An 18,423-nucleotide genomic window follows, 5' to 3' on the forward strand; every position below is an offset into this window, starting at 1 on the left:
TTCGCGTGCTCTTCGAGCTTGCGCGCGAGATCGAGCACCGGCGGAGCATGACGCAGCACGCGCTCCACGCCCGCACGCGCGGCAGCGTAGAAGCGGCCCGACATGAGGCGCGCGAGATGGCGATTCAGCGCGCCCACCGGCGGCGAGATCGACATGTCGTTGTCGTTGAGGATCACGAGCAGCGGCACGTCGTCTTCGACGCCTGCGTTGTTCATGGCCTCGAAGGCCATGCCGGCCGTCATCGCGCCATCGCCGATCACGGCGATGCCCATGGCGTTGTCGCCCTTGAGCTTGCTCGCGACGGCCATGCCGAGCGCCGCCGAGATCGACGTGCTCGAGTGGGCGGTGCCGAACGTGTCGTACGGCGACTCATCGCGCTTCGGGAAGCCCGAGATGCCGCCGAGCTGACGCAGCGTGTGCATCTGGTCGCGGCGACCCGTCAGGATCTTGTGCGGATAGGTCTGATGGCCGACGTCCCAGACGATGCGATCGCGCGGTGTGTCGAACACGTAATGCAGCGCGATCGTCAACTCGACCGTACCGAGGTTGGACGACAGGTGGCCGCCCGTTTGCGAGACGCTGTCGAGAACGAAGGCACGCAGTTCATCGGCAAGCGGTTGCAACTGCCGGCGATCGAGGCGGCGCAAATCCGCCGGGTCGTCAATGGTTTTCAGCAAGTCGTACATCGTCGTTCCATGGTAGGAAATCGGTCGCTCCCGCACTTCTGCAGCGCATTACTCCCCTTTCATGCGCGCGGGCGGGTTAGCGTAATCAGCTCACCCGGTTGACAACCAGATCAGCCAGTTCGGCGAGGCGCTGCGCGCGTGCGCCGAACGGTTCGAGCGCCGCATGCGCGTCGCTGCGCAATTGCTGCGCGAGCGCACGCGACGCGTCCAGACCGATGATCGACACGTAGGTCGGCTTGCCGTCCTTCGCATCCTTGCCAGCGGTCTTGCCGAGCGTTGCCGAGTCGGCGGTGACGTCGAGAATGTCGTCCACCACCTGGAAAGCGAGGCCCACGGCTGCCGCGTACGCGTCGAGCGCGCGCAGCGTATCGGCGGAGGGCGTTTCGCCCGCCACCGCGCCCATGCGGACCGCCGCGCGCAGCAGCGCGCCGGTCTTCAGCCGATGCATGGTTTCGAGTTCATCGCGCGAAAGCGCGCGGCCGACGCTAGCGAGGTCGATGGCCTGACCGCCCGCCATGCCGATCGAGCCGCTCGCCAGCGCGAGTTCGCGCACGAGCGCGGCCTGGCGCGACGCCGCATCGCGCAGCCCCGGCACGTCCGACGTCAGCGTAATGAAAGCTTGCGATTGCAGCGCGTCGCCGACCAGCAGCGCGGTCGGTTCGTCGTATTTAACGTGGACCGTCGGCTTGCCGCGACGCAGATCATCGTCGTCCATGCACGGCATGTCGTCGTGCACGAGCGAGTAGACGTGGATCATCTCCAGCGCACAGGACGCCGCGTCGAGCGCTTCGGGCGTCGCGCCGGTCAGCTCGCCCGCGGCATGGCACAAAAGCGGGCGCACGCGCTTGCCGCCGCCGAGCACCGCGTAACGCATGGCGTCGTGCAAGGTCGCAGGCAGCTCGCTGGCTGCGGGCAAATAGTGTTCGAGCGCGGTTTCGACCCGGTCCAGTACGAGCCGGGTCCATTGTTCAAATGTCATAGATCGTCGTCTCCGCCCTCGGCGGAACTGCCTGTTGTATTGAGGGGCACGGGCCGAAGCGTTTCGCCGTCGAGCACGCGCACCTGTTGTTCAACCTTCTCCAGCTGCTGCTGGCAGAACTTCACCAGCACGGCGCCCCGCCGGTAGGCAGCCAGCGATTCCTCGAGGCTCAGGCTGCCGCCTTCCATACGCGCCACGAGCGTATCGAGTTCCGCCAGCGCGGCCTCGTAGCTCCCGGGCTGCATCGAACCGTCGCTGGCTTGATTGTCAGTGACGGCATCTGCCGCCGTAGCGGCACGGTCCGCCGCACTGCCCGCTGCACTGACTTTCGGTGCGGATTTAGCCATGGGTCGTCGCAGAATTGAAACAAGGCGGAGATTCTACGCCAAAAGCGTGCCGATAGCCCCGCTCGCAGACGCATAAGCCGTGGGCACCTTATATCGGATGCTGACCGAAATTAATCCCGTTGGCGAAATTACACCGTTGCTGGGGCGCAATTTTGGCAAAAATCAGTGACTTAGCTATCGCGTGGGGGTGTAAACGGGTATAATCCCCGGCTCCCTAAATCGAATCTTCGATGGTTGGGTTGTTCACTGCTTTCACGTCTTCATCGGGAGTGGGAATGTCCAATCTGAGCAATGCATTGCAGCTGCATTCCATCCACTGCCAGCTGCCAGTCACCGCTTATTTTGACGATGCGCTACTGAAGCGCGAAATCGAAACGCTTTTCCAGAAAGGTCCCCGTTATGTCGGGCACGAGCTGATGGTGCCCGAGGCGGGGAATTATTTTGCCCTGCCGAGCGAGAACGAGGGGCGCGTGCTGGTGCGCAACCAGCACGATCAGGTCGAGCTGCTCTCGAACGTGTGCCGCCACCGCCAGGCCATCATGCTGAACGGCCGCGGCACGGCCGACAATATCGTCTGCCCGCTGCACCGCTGGACCTACGATCTCAAGGGCGACCTGCTCGGCGCGCCGCACTTCGCGGACAACCCCTGCCTGAACCTGAGCAGCACGCCGCTGCAGAAGTGGAATGGCCTGCTGTTCGAAGCCGCGGGCCGCGATGTGGCGCGCGACCTCGCCCAGCTCGGCCCGGCGCAGCATCTCGACTTCACGGACTTCATGTTCGATCACGTCGAGATCCACGAGTGCAACTACAACTGGAAGACCTTCATCGAGGTCTATCTGGAGGATTACCACGTCGTCCCGTTCCACCCGGGCCTCGGCAATTTCGTGTCGTGCGACGACCTGAAATGGGAATTCGGCGAGTGGTACAGCGTGCAAACCGTGGGCGTGCACAACCGTCTCGACAAGGCCGGCAGCCCGACGTACCGCAAGTGGCACGACGAAGTCCTGCGCTATCGCAAAGGCGTGCCGCCGGAGTTCGGCGCGATCTGGATGGTCTACTACCCGAATCTGATGATCGAGTGGTATCCGCACGTGCTCGTCCTGTCGTGGCTGATTCCGCAGGGCACCCAGAAGACGATGAACATCGTCGAGTTCTATTACCCCGAGGAAATCAAGCTCTTCGAGCGCGAGTTCGTCGAGGCCGAACGCGCGGCCTATATGGAAACGGCCATCGAAGACGACGAGATCGCCGAGCGCATGGACGCCGGCCGCCGTGCGCTTCTCGAGCGCGGCGAATCGGAGGTCGGCCCGTACCAGAGCCCGATGGAAGACGGCATGCAGCACTTCCACGCGTTCTTGCGCCGCGAGCTGGGCACCATCTAGGCACCTTCGAGGCACCTTCGAGGCGCCATCCAGGCACATTCGGAATGCCTCGGCCCGGGTAATGACCGGCCGGAACGAAAGACGGGCTTCGGCCCGTCTTTTTGTTTAGACTGAAGGCATCGGGCCGGCCTTGCCGGCCGCGCATCCATCAGGAGCCGTCGTCATGCCGCACACCCATCACACCACGCTGATCTCCGCCGCCAATCTCCATGAGCGTCTGGCCGCCGCGCCCGGCAGCACACTCGTGTTCGATTGCCGCTTCGACCTCGTCAACCCCGACGTGGGCGAAACCGCCTGGGCGGCCGGTCACATTCCGGGCGCGCAGTATTTGCATCTCGACCGCGATCTGTCCGGCGCGAAGACCGGCAAGAACGGCCGCCATCCGCTGCCCGATCGTGCTGCGCTCGTGAACACGCTCGCGGCCCGGGGCCTCAATGAAGGCCAGCAGGTTGTCGCGTATGACGCGCAAGGCGGCTCTTACGCAGCGCGTCTGTGGTGGCTGCTGCGCTGGCTCGGTCACGACTCGGTCGCGGTGCTCGACGGCGGCCTGCAGGCATGGGAAGCAGCCGGCTATCCCGTGTCGACGGACGTGCCGCACGCCGTCAAAGGCAACTTCAAGGCGGGCGCGCCGCTACAGGTGACGATCGACGTGCAGGGCGTCGTGCGCAATCTTTCGACGCACGAACTCGTCGTTCTCGACGCACGCGCAGCCGACCGCTATCGCGGCGAGAACGAAACGGTCGATCCAGTCGGCGGTCATATTCCCGGCGCGCGCAACCGTTTCTTCAAGGACAACCTCACCGCCGATGGCCGTTTCAAGCCCGCGCACACGCTGCGCGAGGACTTTACGGCCGTGCTCGCGGGCAAGACGCCCGAGCATGCCGTGCTGCAATGCGGCTCAGGCGTGACGGCATGCCATAACGCACTCGCGATGGAAATCGCCGGACTGCACGGCGCGGCGCTCTACGCGGGTTCGTGGAGCGAGTGGTGCGCCGACCCGGCGCGTCCGGTCGCGACGGGGCCGAATCCCTGAGCGCGTCCAGGCCCGTTCCAACTCAGCAACCCTCCAACCTTCAAGTCGCACGGCGTCACGCGACGCCGTGCGACTTGAACCACGCGAGCATGCGCGTCCAGCCATTCTGGGCGTCAGCCCTGCGATAGCTCGCACGATAGTCGGCGAAGAACGCGTGCCCCGCGTCGGCATATACGACGAATTCCGAGCCGCGGCCGCCCTGCGGCCCTTGCGCGATTGCCCGCTTCATCTGCGCGAGCGTGTCCTGTGGAATGCTCGTGTCCTGGCCTCCATATAGGCCGAGCACCGGCACCTGCAACTCGCCCGCGAGATCGAGCGGATTCGCCGGCGCGTTCTGCGTATGCGGCCCCGCCACGCGCCCGTACCACGACACCGCCGCCTTCAGGTGCGGATTGTGCTCCGCGTAGAGCCAGGTGACGCGTCCGCCCCAGCAAAACCCGGTGATGCCCAGACGCTTCGGGTCGCCGCCATGCTGCCCGGCCCAGTCGACCGTCGCATCGAGGTCGGACATCAACTGCGCATCCGGCACCTTGCTCAAGATGTTCTGGTCGATCTGCTGGATCGTCGGATAGACCGACGCGTCGCCTTCGCGCACGAAGAGATCGGGCGCGACGGCAAGGTAGCCGAGCTTCGCGAAACGGCGGCAGATGTCGGCGATATGCTCGTGCACGCCGAAAATCTCATGCACAACGACGATCACCGGCAGATTCGTTTTGCCGCGCGGCTGCGCGCGATACGCGGGAATCAGCGTGCCGTTCGATTCGAAGCCGACTTCACCGGCATCGAGACCTTCGGCATCGGTATGGATGGTTTGCGCGGAGACCGGCAGCACGGCGGCGGCAAAGCCGCTGCCGAGTGCGGCTCCAAGCGCGGCCTTGACGAAGGTGCGCCGGTCGAACGGCACGTGCGGGACAAGGGAATCGACATCGGGCTTCAACATGCAACGCTCCTCGTTCGACGACGGCGCCGGCGGCCGTCAATGCAGCTTCACGCGCGGCAGCGTGGTGCGGCGCAGCCAGTGCGCGAACGTGTCGAGCACCATGCGCGCGTAGCCGTGCAACGCAGCAATGTGCAGACGGTACAGCGACATGTACATGAAACGCGCAAACAGCCCTTCGATCAACATGTTCCCGCCGATCAGACCGCCCATCAGATTGCCGACCGCGCTGAAGTGACCGAGCGACACCAGCGAGCCGAAGTCGCGATAGGTGAATTCCGGCAGCGGCTGTCCGTCGAGCAGGTTGCCCATCGCCCCGAGCAGGAATGCGGCCTGCTGATGCGCGGCCTGGGCGCGCGGCGGCACGTTGCGTTCGTTGCCGGGCCACGCGCAGGCGGCGCAGTCTCCGAACGCGAAGATGTTGTCGTCGATTTCGGTCTGAAGCGTGCGGCGCACGCTGAGCTGCCCGAGCCTGTTGACAGGCAGTCCGTCGAGTTGCGCCAGCACCGGCGGCGCAATGATGCCCGCGGCCCAGACCGTGAGGTCCGCGCGCACGGCCTTGCCGCTTGCCGTATGAACGACACCCGGCGCGACCTCGGTGACGCGCTCGGCAAGCAGCAGACGTACGCCGAGTTTCTGCAGCAGATCGGCGGTCGCCGACGACACGCGCTCGGATAGTGCGGGCAAAATGCGCGGCCCCGCTTCGATCAGCACGATGCCGACGTCGTGGCGCGGATCGAGCTTGTGAAGCCCATAGGCGGAGAGCACCTGCGCCGTGTTGCGCAGTTCGGCGGACAACTCCACGCCGGTTGCACCCGCACCGATGATCGCCACCTGCACGCGCGGTTCGCCGCTCACCGCAGCACCTGCGGGCGCAGGCTCCGGAGCCTGATGCTCGGCGCGCATGCACGCCGCGATGAGCCGCTTGCGAAAGCGCTCGGCCTGCGCCACGGTGTCGAGCGCGATGGAGTTTTCGGCGGCGCCCGGCACGCCGAAAAAGTGCGTGGTACTGCCGATCGCCAGCACAAGCGTGTCGTAGGCGAGTTCGCGCGGCGGCAACAGTTCGCCGCCGTCATCGTCCTTCACGGCGCCGAGCATGATGCGCCGCGCCGCACGATCGAGTCCGATCAACTCGCCCTGCTGGAATTCGAAGCCGTGCCAGCGTGCCTGCGCCGCGTATTCGAGTTCCTGGGTGAACGGGTCCATGCTGCCCGCTGCGACTTCGTGCAGCAGCGGCTTCCAGATATGCGTTGGAAAGCGGTCGACCAGCGTGACGCTCGCCCGCGGCTCGCGGCCGTTGCGCGCCTTGCAGTAACGGTCGCCCAACCGCGTCGCCAGTTCCAGTCCACCTGCGCCTCCTCCCACAACGATAAACCGATGCATAAACTCTCCGTGCGTGTCGATAATTGCGTACGCGGCACGGCGGCAAGATGCGCCGGCCAGCCGCTTAATGTCGGCTTACGGAGCGCACGGCAGCAAGCCGTGCGCCTGCGCACGCTTGCGTGCGCGGGTATTGCATGTTCGATACGGCAAATCGTTCGCGTGGATCGCGGCTTTAAAGCGCGGCTTAAAAGCGTGGATTAAAGCGAGGCTTAAAAGCGCGGCACGGCGAGCGTAATCAGTGTGCTTCTTCCCAGTTCGCGCCAACGCCCACTTCGGCGACGAGCGGCACCTTGAGCGTCGTCACCGAACACATCAGTTCGGGCAGACGTTTGCGCACCTCGGCCAGCTCGTCGTCTGGGACTTCGAGCACCAGTTCATCGTGCACCTGCATGATCATTTTCGTGCGCATGCCGGTTTCGTCGAGCCACTTCTCGACGGCGATCATCGACAGTTTGATGAGGTCTGCCGCCGTGCCCTGCATCGGCGCATTGATCGCGGCGCGCTCCGCGGCCTGGCGGCGCGGGCCATTGCCGCCGTTGATCTCGGGCAGCCACAGGCGCCGGCCGAACACGGTCTCGACATAACCGCGCGATTTCGCGTCCGTGCGCGTCTCGTCCATGTAGCGCGCGACGCCCGGATAGCGCGCGAAATAGCGGTCGATATAAAGCTTCGCCGCATCGCGCGTGATGCCGAGATTCGACGCGAGCCCGAATGCGCTCATGCCGTAAATCAGGCCGAAATTGATGACCTTGGCGATGCGGCGCTGGTCGGAACTTACTTCGATCGGCGTGACGCCGAACACCTCGGAAGCCGTCGCACGGTGAATATCGTCGCCGCGCGCGAAGGCGGCGAGCAGCGACGCGTCGCCCGAGATGTGCGCCATGATGCGCAGCTCGATCTGCGAATAGTCGGCGGAGACGATCTTGTGTCTAGGCGGCGCGATGAACGCCTCGCGGATGCGCCGCCCTTCGCCCGTGCGCACCGGAATGTTCTGCAGATTCGGATCGTTCGACGCGAGCCGCCCCGTCACCGCCACGGCCTGCGCGTAGTTCGTGTGGACGCGGCCCGTTTGCGCGTTGACCATGCGCGGCAGCTTGTCCGTATACGTGGACTTCAGCTTGGACAGCCCGCGATGTTCGAGCAGCAGCTTCGGCAGCGGATAGTCTTCGGCGAGCTTTTGCAGCACTTCTTCGTCGGTGGACGGCGCGCCGCTCGGCGTCTTCTTCACGACCGGCAATTGCAGCTTTTCGAAAAAGATCTGGCCGATCTGCTTGGGCGAGCCGAGGTTGAATTCGCCGCCCGCGAGCGCGTAGGCTTCCTGTTCGAGTTCGACGAGCCGCACCGCGATTTCTGCGCTCTGTTTATCGAGCCGTTCCGTATCGATCAGCACGCCGTTGCGCTCCATCTGGCGCAGTACGCGCGAAGTCGGCATCTCGATCTCGCGATACACGTAGTCGAGCCCCCTGCCGGCTCCCTTGTCCTGCGCAACCTGCGGATAAAGCGCGAGATGCAACTGCAGTGTGATATCGGCGTCTTCGGCCGAATACTCCGCAGCTTTATCGAGCGGCACTTCATCGAAGCCGATCTGCTGCGCACCCTTGCCCGCAACCTCTTCGTACTTGATCGTCTTGATGCCGAGATGGCGCAACGCGAGGCTGTCCATATCGTGGCTGCGGTGCGATTCGAGCACGTACGATTCGAGCATCGTGTCGTGCTCGACGCCGTTCAACGCAATGCCGTAGTTCGCGAGCACCTGCTCGTCGTACTTCATGTGCTGGCCGACTTTCTTGTACTGGCCACCTTCGAACCACGGCTTGAGTCGCGCGAGCACGTCGGCGAGCGGCAGTTGCTCGGGCATGTCCGGCCCGCGATGCGCGAGCGGCAGATACGCGGCGTGCCCCGGCTCCGTTGCGAACGACATCCCCACCAGCTTCGCGACCATCGGATCGAGCGCCGTGGTTTCCGTGTCGAAAGCGGTAAGCTCGGCCGCCTCGATTTTCTTCAGCCACGCATCGAGCCGATCCCACGTCTGAATGGTTTCGTAATGCCGCGGCACGTCGAGCATCAGCGCGGGCTGCACTTCGGCTTCTCGTGCCTCACGCTGGTTCGCATTGGCATTGGCATTCGCGCTCGCGCTCGCCGCTGCAGGTGCAGCGTCGTTCGCACGCGCTTCGCTCAATTCGCGCGTCCAGGTCTTGAAACCATGGCGCGTAAAGATGTCGAGCAATTCGTCGCGCGCTTCGGCGCGCGTTGCGAGCGAACCGCCGATCGACTCGATGTGCTGTGAAAGATCGCACTCGGTTGCCACGGTAACGAGTTGCCTCGCCATGGGCAGAAACGCAAGCGCGTCGCGCAGATAACCGCCCACGGCGCCCTTGATTTCGGCTGCGTGTTCGACGACGCCGTCGAGCGTGCCGTATTCCGTGAGCCACTTGACCGCCGTCTTCGGACCGCACTTGTTCACGCCCGGCACGTTGTCGACGGTGTCGCCGATGAGCGAAAGATAATCGACGATGCGCTCGGGCGGCACGCCGAACTTCGCAATCACGCCTTCGCGGTCGAGCGTTTCATTCGTCATCGTGTTGATGAGCGTGACGTGATCGGTCACGAGCTGCGCAAGATCCTTGTCGCCGGTCGACACGATCACTTTCATGCCGCGCTTTTCCGCTTCGCGCGCGAGCGTGCCGATCACGTCGTCGGCTTCGACGCCTTCCACCATCAGCAACGGCCAGCCGAGCGCGCGCACGGCCACGTGAATGGGCTCGATTTGCGCTGCGAGCGGCTCGGGCATGGAAGGACGGTTCGCCTTGTAGTCGGGATACCAGTCATCACGAAACGTCTTGCCCTTGGCATCGAACACGCACGCGCTATACTCTGCCGTAACCTCCTTGCGCATACGGCGCAGCATGTTGATGATTCCGTATAGCGCACCCGTCGGTTCGCCGTCAGGACCGCGCAGATCCGGCATCGCATGGTAGGCCCGATAGAGATAGCTAGAACCATCGACCAGCAGCAGGGTCTTTCCTTCCAGCTCAGTTTGTAGCTTGGTTTCCACGCGAAGTTCTTCAGGCATTATGGACAAGAGAAAAGTGATTCCGAGTCTGCGTTCACTCGCAGATCAAGAGCGCGCAACGGCCAAGAAGGCGCGCGCATCGTGGCAGATGTTCACGATTATGGCAGAGTTTATCGAGGCAACCGAGTATCTGTCCGAGATCCGTCCGGCGGTCAGCATCTACGGTTCCGCACGCCTGAAACCGGACTCGGAGTACTACCAGCTCGCGACACAAATCGCCCGAAAAGTGTCGGACGCAGGCTTCGCCGTGATCTCCGGCGGCGGCCCTGGCATCATGGAAGCGGCCAACCAGGGCGCGCATGCAGGCAAGTCGCCTTCCGTTGGCCTGAACATCGAATTGCCGCACGAGCAATCGGGCAATCAATGGCAGGACATCTCGTTGCGATTCCGCCATTTTTTCACGCGCAAAGTCACGTTCGTCAAAAACTCCGATGCGGTGATCGTGATGCCGGGCGGCTTCGGCACGCTTGACGAACTCGCCGAAGTGCTCACGCTGATTCAGACGAAGAAATCGCGGCACGTTCCGATCATTCTGGTGGGCGCGGAATTCTGGAAAGGCCTGCTTGCCTGGTTCCGCTCGGCGCTCGTGCCGATGGGCCTCATCAATCCTGAAGACATGGATTTGATGAAGGTGACCGACGATCCGGACGAAGTGCTCGAAGCGGTGCTCAAGTTTTACGAGGACACTGGAGAAGAAGGCGAAGAGAGCGAAAAAGAACGGCGTACGCGCACCGATCCCGACGAAGACCGGATGTTCTATCTTTGAGCTTGCGGTTCGCACGCGACATGGCTCAGAGCCATGCCGCGCGCGCAGCGGGGCAAGCGATCGCGTGATGGTTGTAGACGCCTGTAATTTCAGGTCACATGCGATGCCATGAAGTTGCTTTGTGACGATCCCGTTTGGCGCTATTTCGCGCTACGCTCGCTACTTGCGTCAACGATCGTCCCCGCATGAAACAGATTCCCTCCACGACTCACGCCGCCACGCTGCACACCCCCACTGTGCGTGAGTTATTCCTCGGCTTTGTCGGCCTCGGCTTCACATCGTTCGGCGGCGCGCTGCCGCTCGCACGCCGCACCATCGTCGAACAGCGCCGCTGGCTTTCCGCCGCAGAATTCACCGATCTGCTTGGCCTGTGCCAGTTCTTGCCGGGCGGCAACGTCATTAATCTGTCCGTGGCGATTGGCGTGCGATTTCACGGCTGGCGCGGCGCACTCGCCGGGCTGCTCGGGCTGATCGAGGGACCGTCGCTTGTTGTAATCGGGCTCGGCGTGGTCTACGAGCAAACGCAGAACGATCCGCGTGTGCAGCACCTTTTCGTCGGGCTTGCCGCTGCGGCCGCAGGGCTGCTCGTCGCCATGGCCGTGAAGATCCTGGTGCCGCTGCGTCACGACCCGGCTGGCGCGTGCATTGCGCTCACTGGATTCATTGCGATCGCGATACTGCGCACGCCGCTCCTGCTCACCATGCTGGTACTCACGCCGATCGGGATTGCGTTCGCCGCCCGCGCCGCGCGCCGTGCGAGCAACGCGTCATGAACGCCACACTCGTCTCGCTCGCCGCGATTTTCAGCCAGCTTTCGCTGCTTGCATTCGGAGGGGGTAACACGATCCTGCCCGAAATGCAGCGACAGGTCGTGGACGTGCACCACTGGATGCCCGCCCGCGAATTCAGCGCGCTCTTCGCACTCGCCCAGGCCGCGCCAGGCCCGAACATGATGATCGTCACGCTGGTGGGCTGGCATGTGGCGGGTTGGGCGGGCATGCTCGTGACGTCGGTGGCGAAGTTCGGCCCGTCGTCGCTTGTGACGATAGCGGTGCTGCACGCGTGGGACCGCTTCAAGGACCGGCCATGGCGGCGCATTGCGCAGCGCGGACTCGTGCCGGTGACCGCAGGCCTGGTCGCCGCGAGCGCGGTGCTCATCGCGAAAGCGTCCGATCCGGCGTGGATCGCATGGGCGATTACCGGGGTCTGCGCGGTGCTCGCGTTCCGCACGAAGATTCATCCGCTCTGGCTGCTCGCGGCGGGCAGTCTGATTGGTTTGACTGGTTTTGGGCAGTGAGCATCACGCCGCAATGTGAAGCGACGTCGTGAAGTGGAGGCTCGGGACCTGCGGGCCGTGTCAATCGGGCGGATCACGATCCGGTGCGCAACCACCAAATGACGACCGCGACCGGGAACGGCGAGGTGAATGCCTGGCTCGGTCTCCGGATCAGACTCAACAACCTCCCGCTCGGCCGAAGTGCGCGTCACGATGCTTACTGCCTCGGTGAATTCATGCTGCGGGATCTGGCGGTACGAGACCTTGAAGTGCGAGTGAAGCTTCGAGTACATCTTCGTGACGCCGCCGGCCCGCTTCGCTTTTGGCAAGCGCTCGACGAAAGCATTGATCGTCAGGCGGAGCGTTTCGGCTTGCTCGCCAGCAAGCACATCCCGTCGATTAACTGAGAACGCGATGCGTGGATTGATTGCGATGCCCTCGTTCCAGTACTGCCAGAGTACATCGTCGCATTCGTTCTAATAGCGCGTAACCGACGCACGCAACTCGGCTCGAATTTCCCAATGTGAACGCCGGCGAGCCAACTCAAAAGCTTGCGTAAGGGAATCGCCGCCATCGACAGCGCGCCTCCGGCAGAAGGCATGGTGATAATCGCCATACCCCAGCGCCTCTTATTGGCCGCCAACTTTGCGTGCTGGCTTTTTCAGTCCAGATCCATCCACTCAACAATCGGCTTCATTGGCCTGTATGGCTGGCCGTTGCGCTCGACCACATACAGTTCAGTGCCGCTAAACGGTATTGAGAAAACCCGTGGGAATGTGTCTTAACGATGAATTCGGTTAGAGTGCGATAGACTATCGGCCCTCCGGCATTTATGTGAAGGCTCCCATGAACTCCAGACTGTTATATTCGGCCGCCCTTTCGATATTCGTTGCTTGCTCGTCTGGCTGCACAACCGGCTTTCGCAATGGCCAGGCGTGCAAGCAAAAGATGATCGAAACCTATCCTACCGGCAGTCCGGAACTCTCCTATGAACTGCCACAGGCATCGATACATGGCAGAAGGGTTGTCGTTGAAGCAACTTACCAAGGGCCACTCAAAAAACCTGAAACCGGCATATTCGCCAGAAAAACAGCCGACTATCCGGCAGCAGTCGAATGCACCTTTAATGGCGAAAATATGGAAACTTTCCGTTGGCTATCGCCAAAAAAACTTGCAACGGCTTACGCCAACCCTGACGAGAAAGAATCCGACAACAAAGTGGAAGATCAGTGACTGGCGTGGCGGCTTGGTCGCCCTTTATGCGAGGGTATTGCTAAGCCTTGTATCTCAGGCTGGATAGAAAAAGTGATGCCCACGCAGCCGCAGCAAGATACGCGCAGAATGTTACTGCGAGCAGCGCGCCAATCTTCCTTTGCTCGACCCTCTCAAAAATTGCACCGATCGCGAAGGGGATGAAGATCGCGATCATCGGTAGCGCAAAACGGTTTTCGACGGCAGAGATGGAATAGACCGCGAGCCAGGTCACGACGAACGCGGCAAGCATGGCAACGGCAAACCGCGCAGCGGGAGCCTTTGGGCCGCCATCACGCACTACCGCGATCTTCAAACACCGAATTGCGCCGACGACACCCCAGAAATTGGCCGTTTGACAAGCAATAAACAACAACGGCCGATACCACGGGCGAGCGTCATAGATGTACGGAAACAGGGCATCAAAATCAAGCGCGCCGAAGATGTGAAATGCAACCGTGCGCAGGCTGGTTCGCTGTACCGGGATAGTGAAGTGCGCCTCGCGCTCACCTTCACGAAGCACTCCATCGTCCGCATCAACACGCGGCACGACTTCTCGGGACATTCGATCTATAACCCGGTGCACGGTGCAACGAAGGCCCTGCACTTCGGCGTCCCCGACCACGTTGCGGTCTGCGGGCAAAAGAACACGCCAGGCTATTGCGTGCTGAAAGACCCGGACATGTGCATATTAAGCCGTCGACTGTCCACGTGAACTACGTCATGTCGTCAGTAGCGAAGGCGCCAATCTTCGGGTTCAACCGGTCGATGCACCACGCTAGACGCTGCGTAAGCATTGGAGGTGTTGCATCGACCGGTTGAATCCGCCTCTCGTTTCGTACGTCGGGCCGCTACTGAACGGCGGAAACCTGTGCTGGGTGTTGTATGAATGCATTGGCCGGGCGCAGCAGGGCGCTCCGCCGACTCAGGGACAGCACCTCGCTCAGATGCAGCAGATGATCGGTGTCGCTGGCGCAGCGCGTAACCTCAAGGCGACCCTCACGGCGGCTGGTACGTTGACCATCACCACTGATGAGGTTGGGGTGAGGTCGGCACTCGGTGACCCTGCGCAGATGCTGGCGAACTTCAACCAGACGGTATCGAAGACTGGAGCCGGTATCGGTGGCGTGGTGGGAACCGCGCTGACCGCAAATGGTTCTGCCGACATCTATGCCGTCTACAATCCATCAACCGGCCAGCAGGGCGCATACATCAAGAATGCTAACTCGCCCCTTCCGAATTTTGATGCATCGCCGCCGGCGGGTTGGGAATCAAACGGCCTCATTTCTTTCTGGCAACTGAACGCAAGCACGTAGTTTGTCGCTGGATTCCAGAGAAATCGTCGCATCTCGTATGCACCGCACGCCGCTTTTAGCACGAACACTGTATCTGCAACTTTCACCTCCTTCTCCATTGCTGGCGCCGTTCCTCCAAATGCCACACGCGTTTTCGCGAATCTCGGAATCGCGTCAACCGCAGGGCCTAGCGGAATGACTCCCATCGTGGCTGCCGACGCTAATGGCGCTGGAACCTAGCAAGACAATGGCGTCAACGCCAACAGTGTAACCAATTACATCAATTTCAATATTGATTTAACTATCCCACAAACACTCTATTACAAAAACTCGAACGGCTCTGGCACACCGATCGATTCGGTTTTGGTAAGCTGGTACGAATTCCGAGGAAATTAAATTCAAAATATCAATGTCCAATTTTCCGGAGCCGATCAAACAGAAATAGTTTCCTATTTCTGCTGCGCACAGAATTCTAAGATCTAGCCGAACCAAGGGTAAATACCTACGTAAGATCCGCGCTTGAAAACGTATTACGATGGTGTGCCGGCAGGAACGCAGCAGTACGGTCCGGCACCGAATAGCTAGGGTATGACTTCGCCTGGTCAGCCATCATCAAATGCTCATTGATTGATCGCTGGAAATGTGTCCGGTACAATCCACAGTGTTTGTCGTGACTAAGAGGCCATGGTGGCAACTGTGACTGTTGATCAGAAGTGGATCGGCGCTAGGGGTTTGTTGGTTCTGTGGACCTGTTTTGTCCTTCTGTCATTTCTCTTTTTTAAGCATCAGCAAATATACCACTCGTCAGGTGAGGTAGATGATCGAGGGTATTTAGAGATGATGAAACAGTACGCAAGTCACGGAATACTGGTCAGCGACAAATACTCAAAAATACGACTATATGCGTATCCGGCATTTCTGGCAATTATCTATCATGTTGCTGATATATTTAGAATTGGAGTTGAATTTGCAATATTTGCAGTTCAACTTTTGATATATATTTATTCTGTATATTTGCTGAACAGAGTTATCAGCAAGAACGTATCCGAACGTGCCGGTAATGCAATCGCGATTGGTCTTGGTGTAAATATATTTATCTCCCCTTACATTGGGATTGCGCTTACCGAAAGTTTGTCTGTTTCACTTCAGATTGCAGCGATAGCGGTTCTAGCGCGGGCATACTTCGAAGTAAATAGCTTATCGCTTCGCAAGATGGCGTTGATGGGCTTGACGGCAGGCATTATCTCAGGCTTGGCACTGATGGTGAGACCTGCGAATATACTGTTTATGGCAATCGTTATAGCAGGGTGCGTCACTACGGCTTTTCATCGCCGGGAAACCGCATCCCGAACGATGGCAATATTTTTATTATTTTCAATTTTTGGTTTTTCCCTTGCGGTTGCCCCTCAATTTGTGGTGAACGTTCATCTATTTAATTCATGGACCTTCATGCCCGTATATCATCTTGGTTCACTTCAGATTGATTTCGGAGAGCAGTATCTAAAATACGGAACTCGCATTGCGAATGTCGCACGGCCAATGCCATACGTGAACCCCTGGTACCACGGCGACGGGGCAGCTTCGCTGAAATGGTACGTGCTACACCCTGCCGCCGGCATCTCAACCATTGCGATGCACATCTTTGGCGTACTCGACTTCGATTTTCTATTTGTATATATCTACGACACTGACCCCTGGTATCGCTGGCCGCTGTTTTTCCTCTCGCAAGCTGCGAATTTCTTTGGAATTTTAGGGATCGCCCGCTGCATGAGAGCGGCAATTAATCGTGGTCACAGTAGCGAACGTGATGGCGCTCGATTGATGATTGTCTTGCTTTCCGTTTTTGCCATTACTTGGTTGGCAATTTGTTCGGTTTCTGCAGTAGAGAACCGGTTCGCGTTGCCAATGGTCGCAATATTTCTTCCTTGCGCCGTCGCATCGATAAGATGGCTGGTAGGCAGCAAGCGCGTCGTCTCTGTGCTCGCAATGTTCGCCGTATATCTCGCTGTTGCTGCCTACGCTTCCACTTTTTTGTCAGGTCTTAAAGTTGTTGCCTAAAGCACATTCGCCCTGTACTTGAGCATCAGTACGTGCGTTCCCTTCCAGATCGGCGCATACGGACACGGGAGTGTCGTTCTTGAAGTACTGATACGAGACTGACAAGTTCTTGTATCCGACAGACGCGCCGACGCCCCATCTGAGGTTCCACTTCGGATTGTTGTGGACGCTGATGTTCTGAGGAGCCGCATTCGGAGACGAGACCCACCTGATCACGTCTTCGGCCCATATCGACCGATGGATATATCGACCGATGGATGTACGGACCACCCTCAACGCCGAATCGCCATCCCGCATAGTCGTAGTGCGGCTCAAGCGTGAGCATGACGCCCGTGTCGTGACCGGAACCGAGATAGTTCGCGAGCGGCAGGCACTTGCCATTGCAACCTTTTGTTATCGGGTTGTAATTCGCATCTTCGGGCGTCGCCATGGCTTGGGTATGGATCGTTCCCAACCACGCATAGTCGGCGTGCCATGAAATGCCCCAGTGATCGGCCTGACACAGGTCACCGGTGAATCCAGCCTCGACGGCCAGGGCGGTCAAGTCGAATTTGTGTTCGAAGTCGTCCTGGTACCACAGGCCATTCGCTCTATGGTGGTAGGCGGCTCCGCCGATGCCTGCCTAGATTTCGAAGAACGATTCGGCATGCACTTGCGTGGCCGCTGCGTAGCCGAGCGCAGTCGCTACGGCTGCTGCTCTCCATGGAGCTCCTGCTTTTCTGGATCCGTATCCAGATCGATAAGCGCGCCGATCTCGCGCATCGTTTCCAACACGCTGTCGATCCGCTCTTGAGGCAGTGTCACCACTGCGGACGCCATGAAAAGGTTAGCCGGCGGAATCCCCTGCAGCTTGTTCTCGTCGGCGTAGTCCCTCCACCGTCGCGCGCTTTTCAAGCCCAGGATTTGCACCATCTGCGTGCCGTAGTAGCCGAGTTTCTCCTTCCACTGCTTCATTTGCGCCACGCTGGGCGATCGGAAAAGCATGTCGAGTTAATCCAAAACGCGCGAAAGCAGAGTTTCATGATGGTTTCCTTTCGGATGGCCGCCGCGCAAATGCGCTTCCAATACCTCCCACGACAGGCGGAATCCACCTCGCCATCAAGAACAATCGCCAGCCGCCTTCGGGCTGACCGTAGATTTTTACGCTCTGACCAAAGCACAAGACACGCATGAAACTCGCCGCACTGTCTCCGAGGACGTTTTCTACCTGGGCCATGATCCGCGCACCGAATCCGCCGTCTTCCGTGCAAGCAAGCGCGAAATGAAGCACGAGGGCGGCTATGTCTGCGCGGTGTGCGGCGACGAAGTAAAGGTCGAGTCGCATCACCGATTCTTCGAATGGACCTTCAGCCATGCGATCGACTTCGTATGGTCCGCGGCGTAGCGCTCAACCAGGTCGACACGATGTGGTCGCACAAGCTGCAGCGCGTCGTGCCGATCCCGAAGAAGCACCCGATCCGGGATCTGATCCGGCTGCCCCAAGGCTTCGACCGGGATGCATTCGATCCGGCCAGGCCCGAGACGTTCGTTGATTCCGTCTACAACCAGTTGCCTCTCTGCGAACTCGATCACCGCGGCCGCCACGAAGAGAGCATCGCGTCTGGTCCGTCCAGGCATTTCTCATCAAGGGCTTTGTGTATTCGTCCGACGAACTCAGGTCACTTCACCAGGAGTAGCCATGTACACGGTACTTATCAGCGGCGGCCTGACCGTATCGGCTGCCGATCTCGTTCCCACGGTTGACTGGGCAATGGCCGCCTTACATGGCGCGCCGCCTGCCAATCTGTCGAACCTCATCGCTGGCGCAATCGTGATGGCGATTCACGCTGGCTCAACGCATGGATCGAGCGCAAGCAACCCGCCACACCCACGCAGTAACCCGCCCGGCCGCGTCCGCAGCAAACCTCCCGACCACTCTCCGGAGCGCACCACTCAAACCCCCGGAGTTATCCCAACG

General features: G+C 60.5%; 20 protein-coding genes and 1 pseudogene. 10 read left to right on the forward strand and 11 right to left on the reverse strand.

Features of this window, described 5'->3' with window-relative positions; all coding sequences use genetic code 11:
* From Q0L30_RS22670 to Q0L30_RS22680, 3 genes are all read right to left on the reverse strand, one after another.
* A partial coding sequence (locus Q0L30_RS22670) for a 1-deoxy-D-xylulose-5-phosphate synthase N-terminal domain-containing protein (protein WP_296661899.1) occupies positions 1–686 on the reverse strand: 686 nt, incomplete at its 3' end.
* A gap of 85 nt (positions 687–771) precedes the next feature.
* A complete protein-coding gene (locus tag Q0L30_RS22675; protein WP_296661900.1) occupies positions 772–1,665 on the reverse strand; it encodes a polyprenyl synthetase family protein in 894 nt (297 codons plus the stop codon).
* Positions 1,662–1,910, reverse strand: coding sequence for an exodeoxyribonuclease VII small subunit (locus Q0L30_RS22680; protein WP_296661962.1), 249 nt, complete (start codon positions 1,908–1,910; stop codon positions 1,662–1,664). The genes Q0L30_RS22675 and Q0L30_RS22680 overlap by 4 nt, the downstream gene beginning before the upstream one ends.
* A 377-nt stretch (positions 1,911–2,287) precedes the next feature.
* Between Q0L30_RS22680 and Q0L30_RS22685 the strand changes: the two genes are divergently transcribed.
* Positions 2,288–3,394, forward strand: a complete 1,107-nt coding sequence (locus tag Q0L30_RS22685; protein ID WP_296661901.1) for an aromatic ring-hydroxylating dioxygenase subunit alpha — start codon at positions 2,288–2,290, stop codon at positions 3,392–3,394.
* A gap of 163 nt (positions 3,395–3,557) precedes the next feature.
* Complete coding sequence (locus Q0L30_RS22690; protein ID WP_296661902.1) at positions 3,558–4,427, forward strand: sulfurtransferase; 870 nt, start codon at positions 3,558–3,560, stop codon at positions 4,425–4,427.
* 55 nt (positions 4,428–4,482) lie between these two features.
* Here the strand turns inward: Q0L30_RS22690 and Q0L30_RS22695 are convergent, their stop codons facing one another.
* The 3 genes from Q0L30_RS22695 to polA all read right to left on the reverse strand — a co-directional run bounded on the left by Q0L30_RS22695 (position 4,483) and on the right by polA (position 9,820).
* Complete coding sequence (locus Q0L30_RS22695) at positions 4,483–5,367, reverse strand: dienelactone hydrolase family protein (RefSeq protein WP_296661903.1); 885 nt, start codon at positions 5,365–5,367, stop codon at positions 4,483–4,485.
* 36 nt (positions 5,368–5,403) lie between these two features.
* On the reverse strand, positions 5,404–6,747 hold the full coding sequence (locus Q0L30_RS22700) for an NAD(P)/FAD-dependent oxidoreductase (RefSeq protein ID WP_296661904.1): 1,344 nt from the start codon (positions 6,745–6,747) through the stop codon (positions 5,404–5,406).
* Between the two features lie 235 nt (positions 6,748–6,982).
* Positions 6,983–9,820 carry a DNA polymerase I gene (gene polA, locus Q0L30_RS22705; protein WP_367277855.1) on the reverse strand — a complete coding sequence of 946 codons (2,838 nt, stop codon included), beginning with the start codon at positions 9,818–9,820 and terminating at the stop codon, positions 6,983–6,985.
* A 1-nt stretch (position 9,821) separates the two neighbouring features.
* Between polA and Q0L30_RS22710 the strand changes: the two genes are divergently transcribed.
* The 4 genes from Q0L30_RS22710 to Q0L30_RS22725 all read left to right on the forward strand — a co-directional run bounded on the left by Q0L30_RS22710 (position 9,822) and on the right by Q0L30_RS22725 (position 12,269).
* Complete coding sequence (locus tag Q0L30_RS22710; RefSeq protein WP_296661905.1) at positions 9,822–10,586, forward strand: TIGR00730 family Rossman fold protein; 765 nt, start codon at positions 9,822–9,824, stop codon at positions 10,584–10,586.
* A 185-nt stretch (positions 10,587–10,771) separates the two neighbouring features.
* Positions 10,772–11,359, forward strand: coding sequence for a chromate transporter (locus tag Q0L30_RS22715; RefSeq protein WP_296661906.1), 588 nt, complete (start codon positions 10,772–10,774; stop codon positions 11,357–11,359).
* Entirely contained in the window at positions 11,356–11,883 is a 528-nt protein-coding gene (locus tag Q0L30_RS22720) for a chromate transporter (RefSeq protein ID WP_296661907.1), read from the forward strand. Before Q0L30_RS22715 ends, Q0L30_RS22720 begins: the two co-directional genes overlap by 4 nt.
* Positions 11,884–11,981: 98 nt before the next feature.
* A complete protein-coding gene (locus Q0L30_RS22725) occupies positions 11,982–12,269 on the forward strand; it encodes a hypothetical protein (RefSeq protein ID WP_296661908.1) in 288 nt (95 codons plus the stop codon).
* On the opposite strand, the pseudogene Q0L30_RS25820 reads toward Q0L30_RS22725, so the two are convergent.
* Positions 12,215–12,511, reverse strand: a pseudogene (locus Q0L30_RS25820) (hypothetical protein); the annotation flags it as partial. The gene Q0L30_RS22725 and the pseudogene Q0L30_RS25820 overlap by 55 nt on opposite strands.
* Before the next feature lie 197 nt (positions 12,512–12,708).
* Here Q0L30_RS25820 and Q0L30_RS22730 point away from each other — a divergent pair.
* On the forward strand, positions 12,709–13,095 hold the full coding sequence (locus tag Q0L30_RS22730; protein WP_296661909.1) for a hypothetical protein: 387 nt from the start codon (positions 12,709–12,711) through the stop codon (positions 13,093–13,095).
* A gap of 40 nt (positions 13,096–13,135) precedes the next feature.
* Here the strand turns inward: Q0L30_RS22730 and Q0L30_RS22735 are convergent, their stop codons facing one another.
* The gene (locus tag Q0L30_RS22735; protein ID WP_296661910.1) at positions 13,136–13,678 is read right to left on the reverse strand and encodes a hypothetical protein; all 543 of its coding nucleotides are present in this window, start codon (positions 13,676–13,678) and stop codon (positions 13,136–13,138) included.
* A gap of 382 nt (positions 13,679–14,060) precedes the next feature.
* Here Q0L30_RS22735 and Q0L30_RS22740 point away from each other — a divergent pair, with 382 nt between their 5' ends.
* The gene (locus Q0L30_RS22740; RefSeq protein ID WP_296661911.1) at positions 14,061–14,429 is read left to right on the forward strand and encodes a hypothetical protein; all 369 of its coding nucleotides are present in this window, start codon (positions 14,061–14,063) and stop codon (positions 14,427–14,429) included.
* Positions 14,430–15,245: 816 nt separating this feature from the next.
* Positions 15,246–16,466 (forward strand): hypothetical protein, encoded by a 1,221-nt coding sequence (locus Q0L30_RS22745; RefSeq protein WP_296661912.1) that lies wholly within the window; start codon positions 15,246–15,248, stop codon positions 16,464–16,466.
* A gap of 25 nt (positions 16,467–16,491) precedes the next feature.
* Here Q0L30_RS22745 and Q0L30_RS22750 read toward each other — a convergent pair whose 3' ends face one another.
* The 3 genes from Q0L30_RS22750 to Q0L30_RS22760 all read right to left on the reverse strand — a co-directional run bounded on the left by Q0L30_RS22750 (position 16,492) and on the right by Q0L30_RS22760 (position 17,820).
* Entirely contained in the window at positions 16,492–17,010 is a 519-nt protein-coding gene (locus Q0L30_RS22750) for a hypothetical protein (protein WP_296661913.1), read from the reverse strand.
* Positions 17,011–17,150: 140 nt separating this feature from the next.
* Positions 17,151–17,420: an XRE family transcriptional regulator gene (locus Q0L30_RS22755; RefSeq protein WP_296661914.1), complete on the reverse strand. Its 270-nt coding sequence runs from the start codon at positions 17,418–17,420 to the stop codon at positions 17,151–17,153.
* Positions 17,421–17,484: 64 nt separating this feature from the next.
* On the reverse strand, positions 17,485–17,820 hold the full coding sequence (locus tag Q0L30_RS22760; RefSeq protein ID WP_296661915.1) for a hypothetical protein: 336 nt from the start codon (positions 17,818–17,820) through the stop codon (positions 17,485–17,487).
* A 14-nt stretch (positions 17,821–17,834) separates the two neighbouring features.
* On the opposite strand from Q0L30_RS22760, the gene Q0L30_RS22765 reads away from it, so the two are divergent.
* Positions 17,835–18,209, forward strand: a complete 375-nt coding sequence (locus Q0L30_RS22765; protein WP_296661916.1) for a hypothetical protein — start codon at positions 17,835–17,837, stop codon at positions 18,207–18,209.
* Positions 18,210–18,423: the final 214 nt, after the last annotated feature.

Origin of the sequence: Paraburkholderia sp. (genome assembly GCF_024281035.1) — a bacterium.
Taxonomy (GTDB): Bacteria; Pseudomonadota; Gammaproteobacteria; order Burkholderiales; family Burkholderiaceae; genus Paraburkholderia.

What these genes read in the sequence shown, in the direction of transcription:
- Q0L30_RS22680 (WP_296661962.1), bottom strand. Translation starts at nt 1,910, where the DNA reads ATGCAGCCCGGGAGCTACGAGGCCGCGCTGGCGGAACTCGATACGCTC.
- Q0L30_RS22690 (WP_296661902.1), top strand. Translation starts at nt 3,558, where the DNA reads ATGCCGCACACCCATCACACCACGCTGATCTCCGCCGCCAATCTCCAT.
- Q0L30_RS22725 (WP_296661908.1), top strand. Translation starts at nt 11,982, where the DNA reads ATGACGACCGCGACCGGGAACGGCGAGGTGAATGCCTGGCTCGGTCTC.
- Q0L30_RS22755 (WP_296661914.1), bottom strand. Translation starts at nt 17,420, where the DNA reads ATGAAGCAGTGGAAGGAGAAACTCGGCTACTACGGCACGCAGATGGTG.
- Q0L30_RS22710 (WP_296661905.1), top strand. Translation starts at nt 9,822, where the DNA reads ATGGACAAGAGAAAAGTGATTCCGAGTCTGCGTTCACTCGCAGATCAA.
- Q0L30_RS22745 (WP_296661912.1), top strand. Translation starts at nt 15,246, where the DNA reads ATGATGAAACAGTACGCAAGTCACGGAATACTGGTCAGCGACAAATAC.
- Q0L30_RS22685 (WP_296661901.1), top strand. Translation starts at nt 2,288, where the DNA reads ATGTCCAATCTGAGCAATGCATTGCAGCTGCATTCCATCCACTGCCAG.
- Q0L30_RS22740 (WP_296661911.1), top strand. Translation starts at nt 14,061, where the DNA reads ATGCAGCAGATGATCGGTGTCGCTGGCGCAGCGCGTAACCTCAAGGCG.
- Q0L30_RS22760 (WP_296661915.1), bottom strand. Translation starts at nt 17,820, where the DNA reads ATGGCTGAAGGTCCATTCGAAGAATCGGTGATGCGACTCGACCTTTAC.
- Q0L30_RS22700 (WP_296661904.1), bottom strand. Translation starts at nt 6,747, where the DNA reads ATGCATCGGTTTATCGTTGTGGGAGGAGGCGCAGGTGGACTGGAACTG.
- Q0L30_RS22730 (WP_296661909.1), top strand. Translation starts at nt 12,709, where the DNA reads ATGAACTCCAGACTGTTATATTCGGCCGCCCTTTCGATATTCGTTGCT.
- Q0L30_RS22715 (WP_296661906.1), top strand. Translation starts at nt 10,772, where the DNA reads ATGAAACAGATTCCCTCCACGACTCACGCCGCCACGCTGCACACCCCC.
- Q0L30_RS22675 (WP_296661900.1), bottom strand. Translation starts at nt 1,665, where the DNA reads ATGACATTTGAACAATGGACCCGGCTCGTACTGGACCGGGTCGAAACC.
- Q0L30_RS22695 (WP_296661903.1), bottom strand. Translation starts at nt 5,367, where the DNA reads ATGTTGAAGCCCGATGTCGATTCCCTTGTCCCGCACGTGCCGTTCGAC.
- Q0L30_RS22765 (WP_296661916.1), top strand. Translation starts at nt 17,835, where the DNA reads ATGGTCCGCGGCGTAGCGCTCAACCAGGTCGACACGATGTGGTCGCAC.
- Q0L30_RS22720 (WP_296661907.1), top strand. Translation starts at nt 11,356, where the DNA reads ATGAACGCCACACTCGTCTCGCTCGCCGCGATTTTCAGCCAGCTTTCG.
- Q0L30_RS22735 (WP_296661910.1), bottom strand. Translation starts at nt 13,678, where the DNA reads ATGTCCCGAGAAGTCGTGCCGCGTGTTGATGCGGACGATGGAGTGCTT.
- polA (WP_367277855.1), bottom strand. Translation starts at nt 9,820, where the DNA reads ATGCCTGAAGAACTTCGCGTGGAAACCAAGCTACAAACTGAGCTGGAA.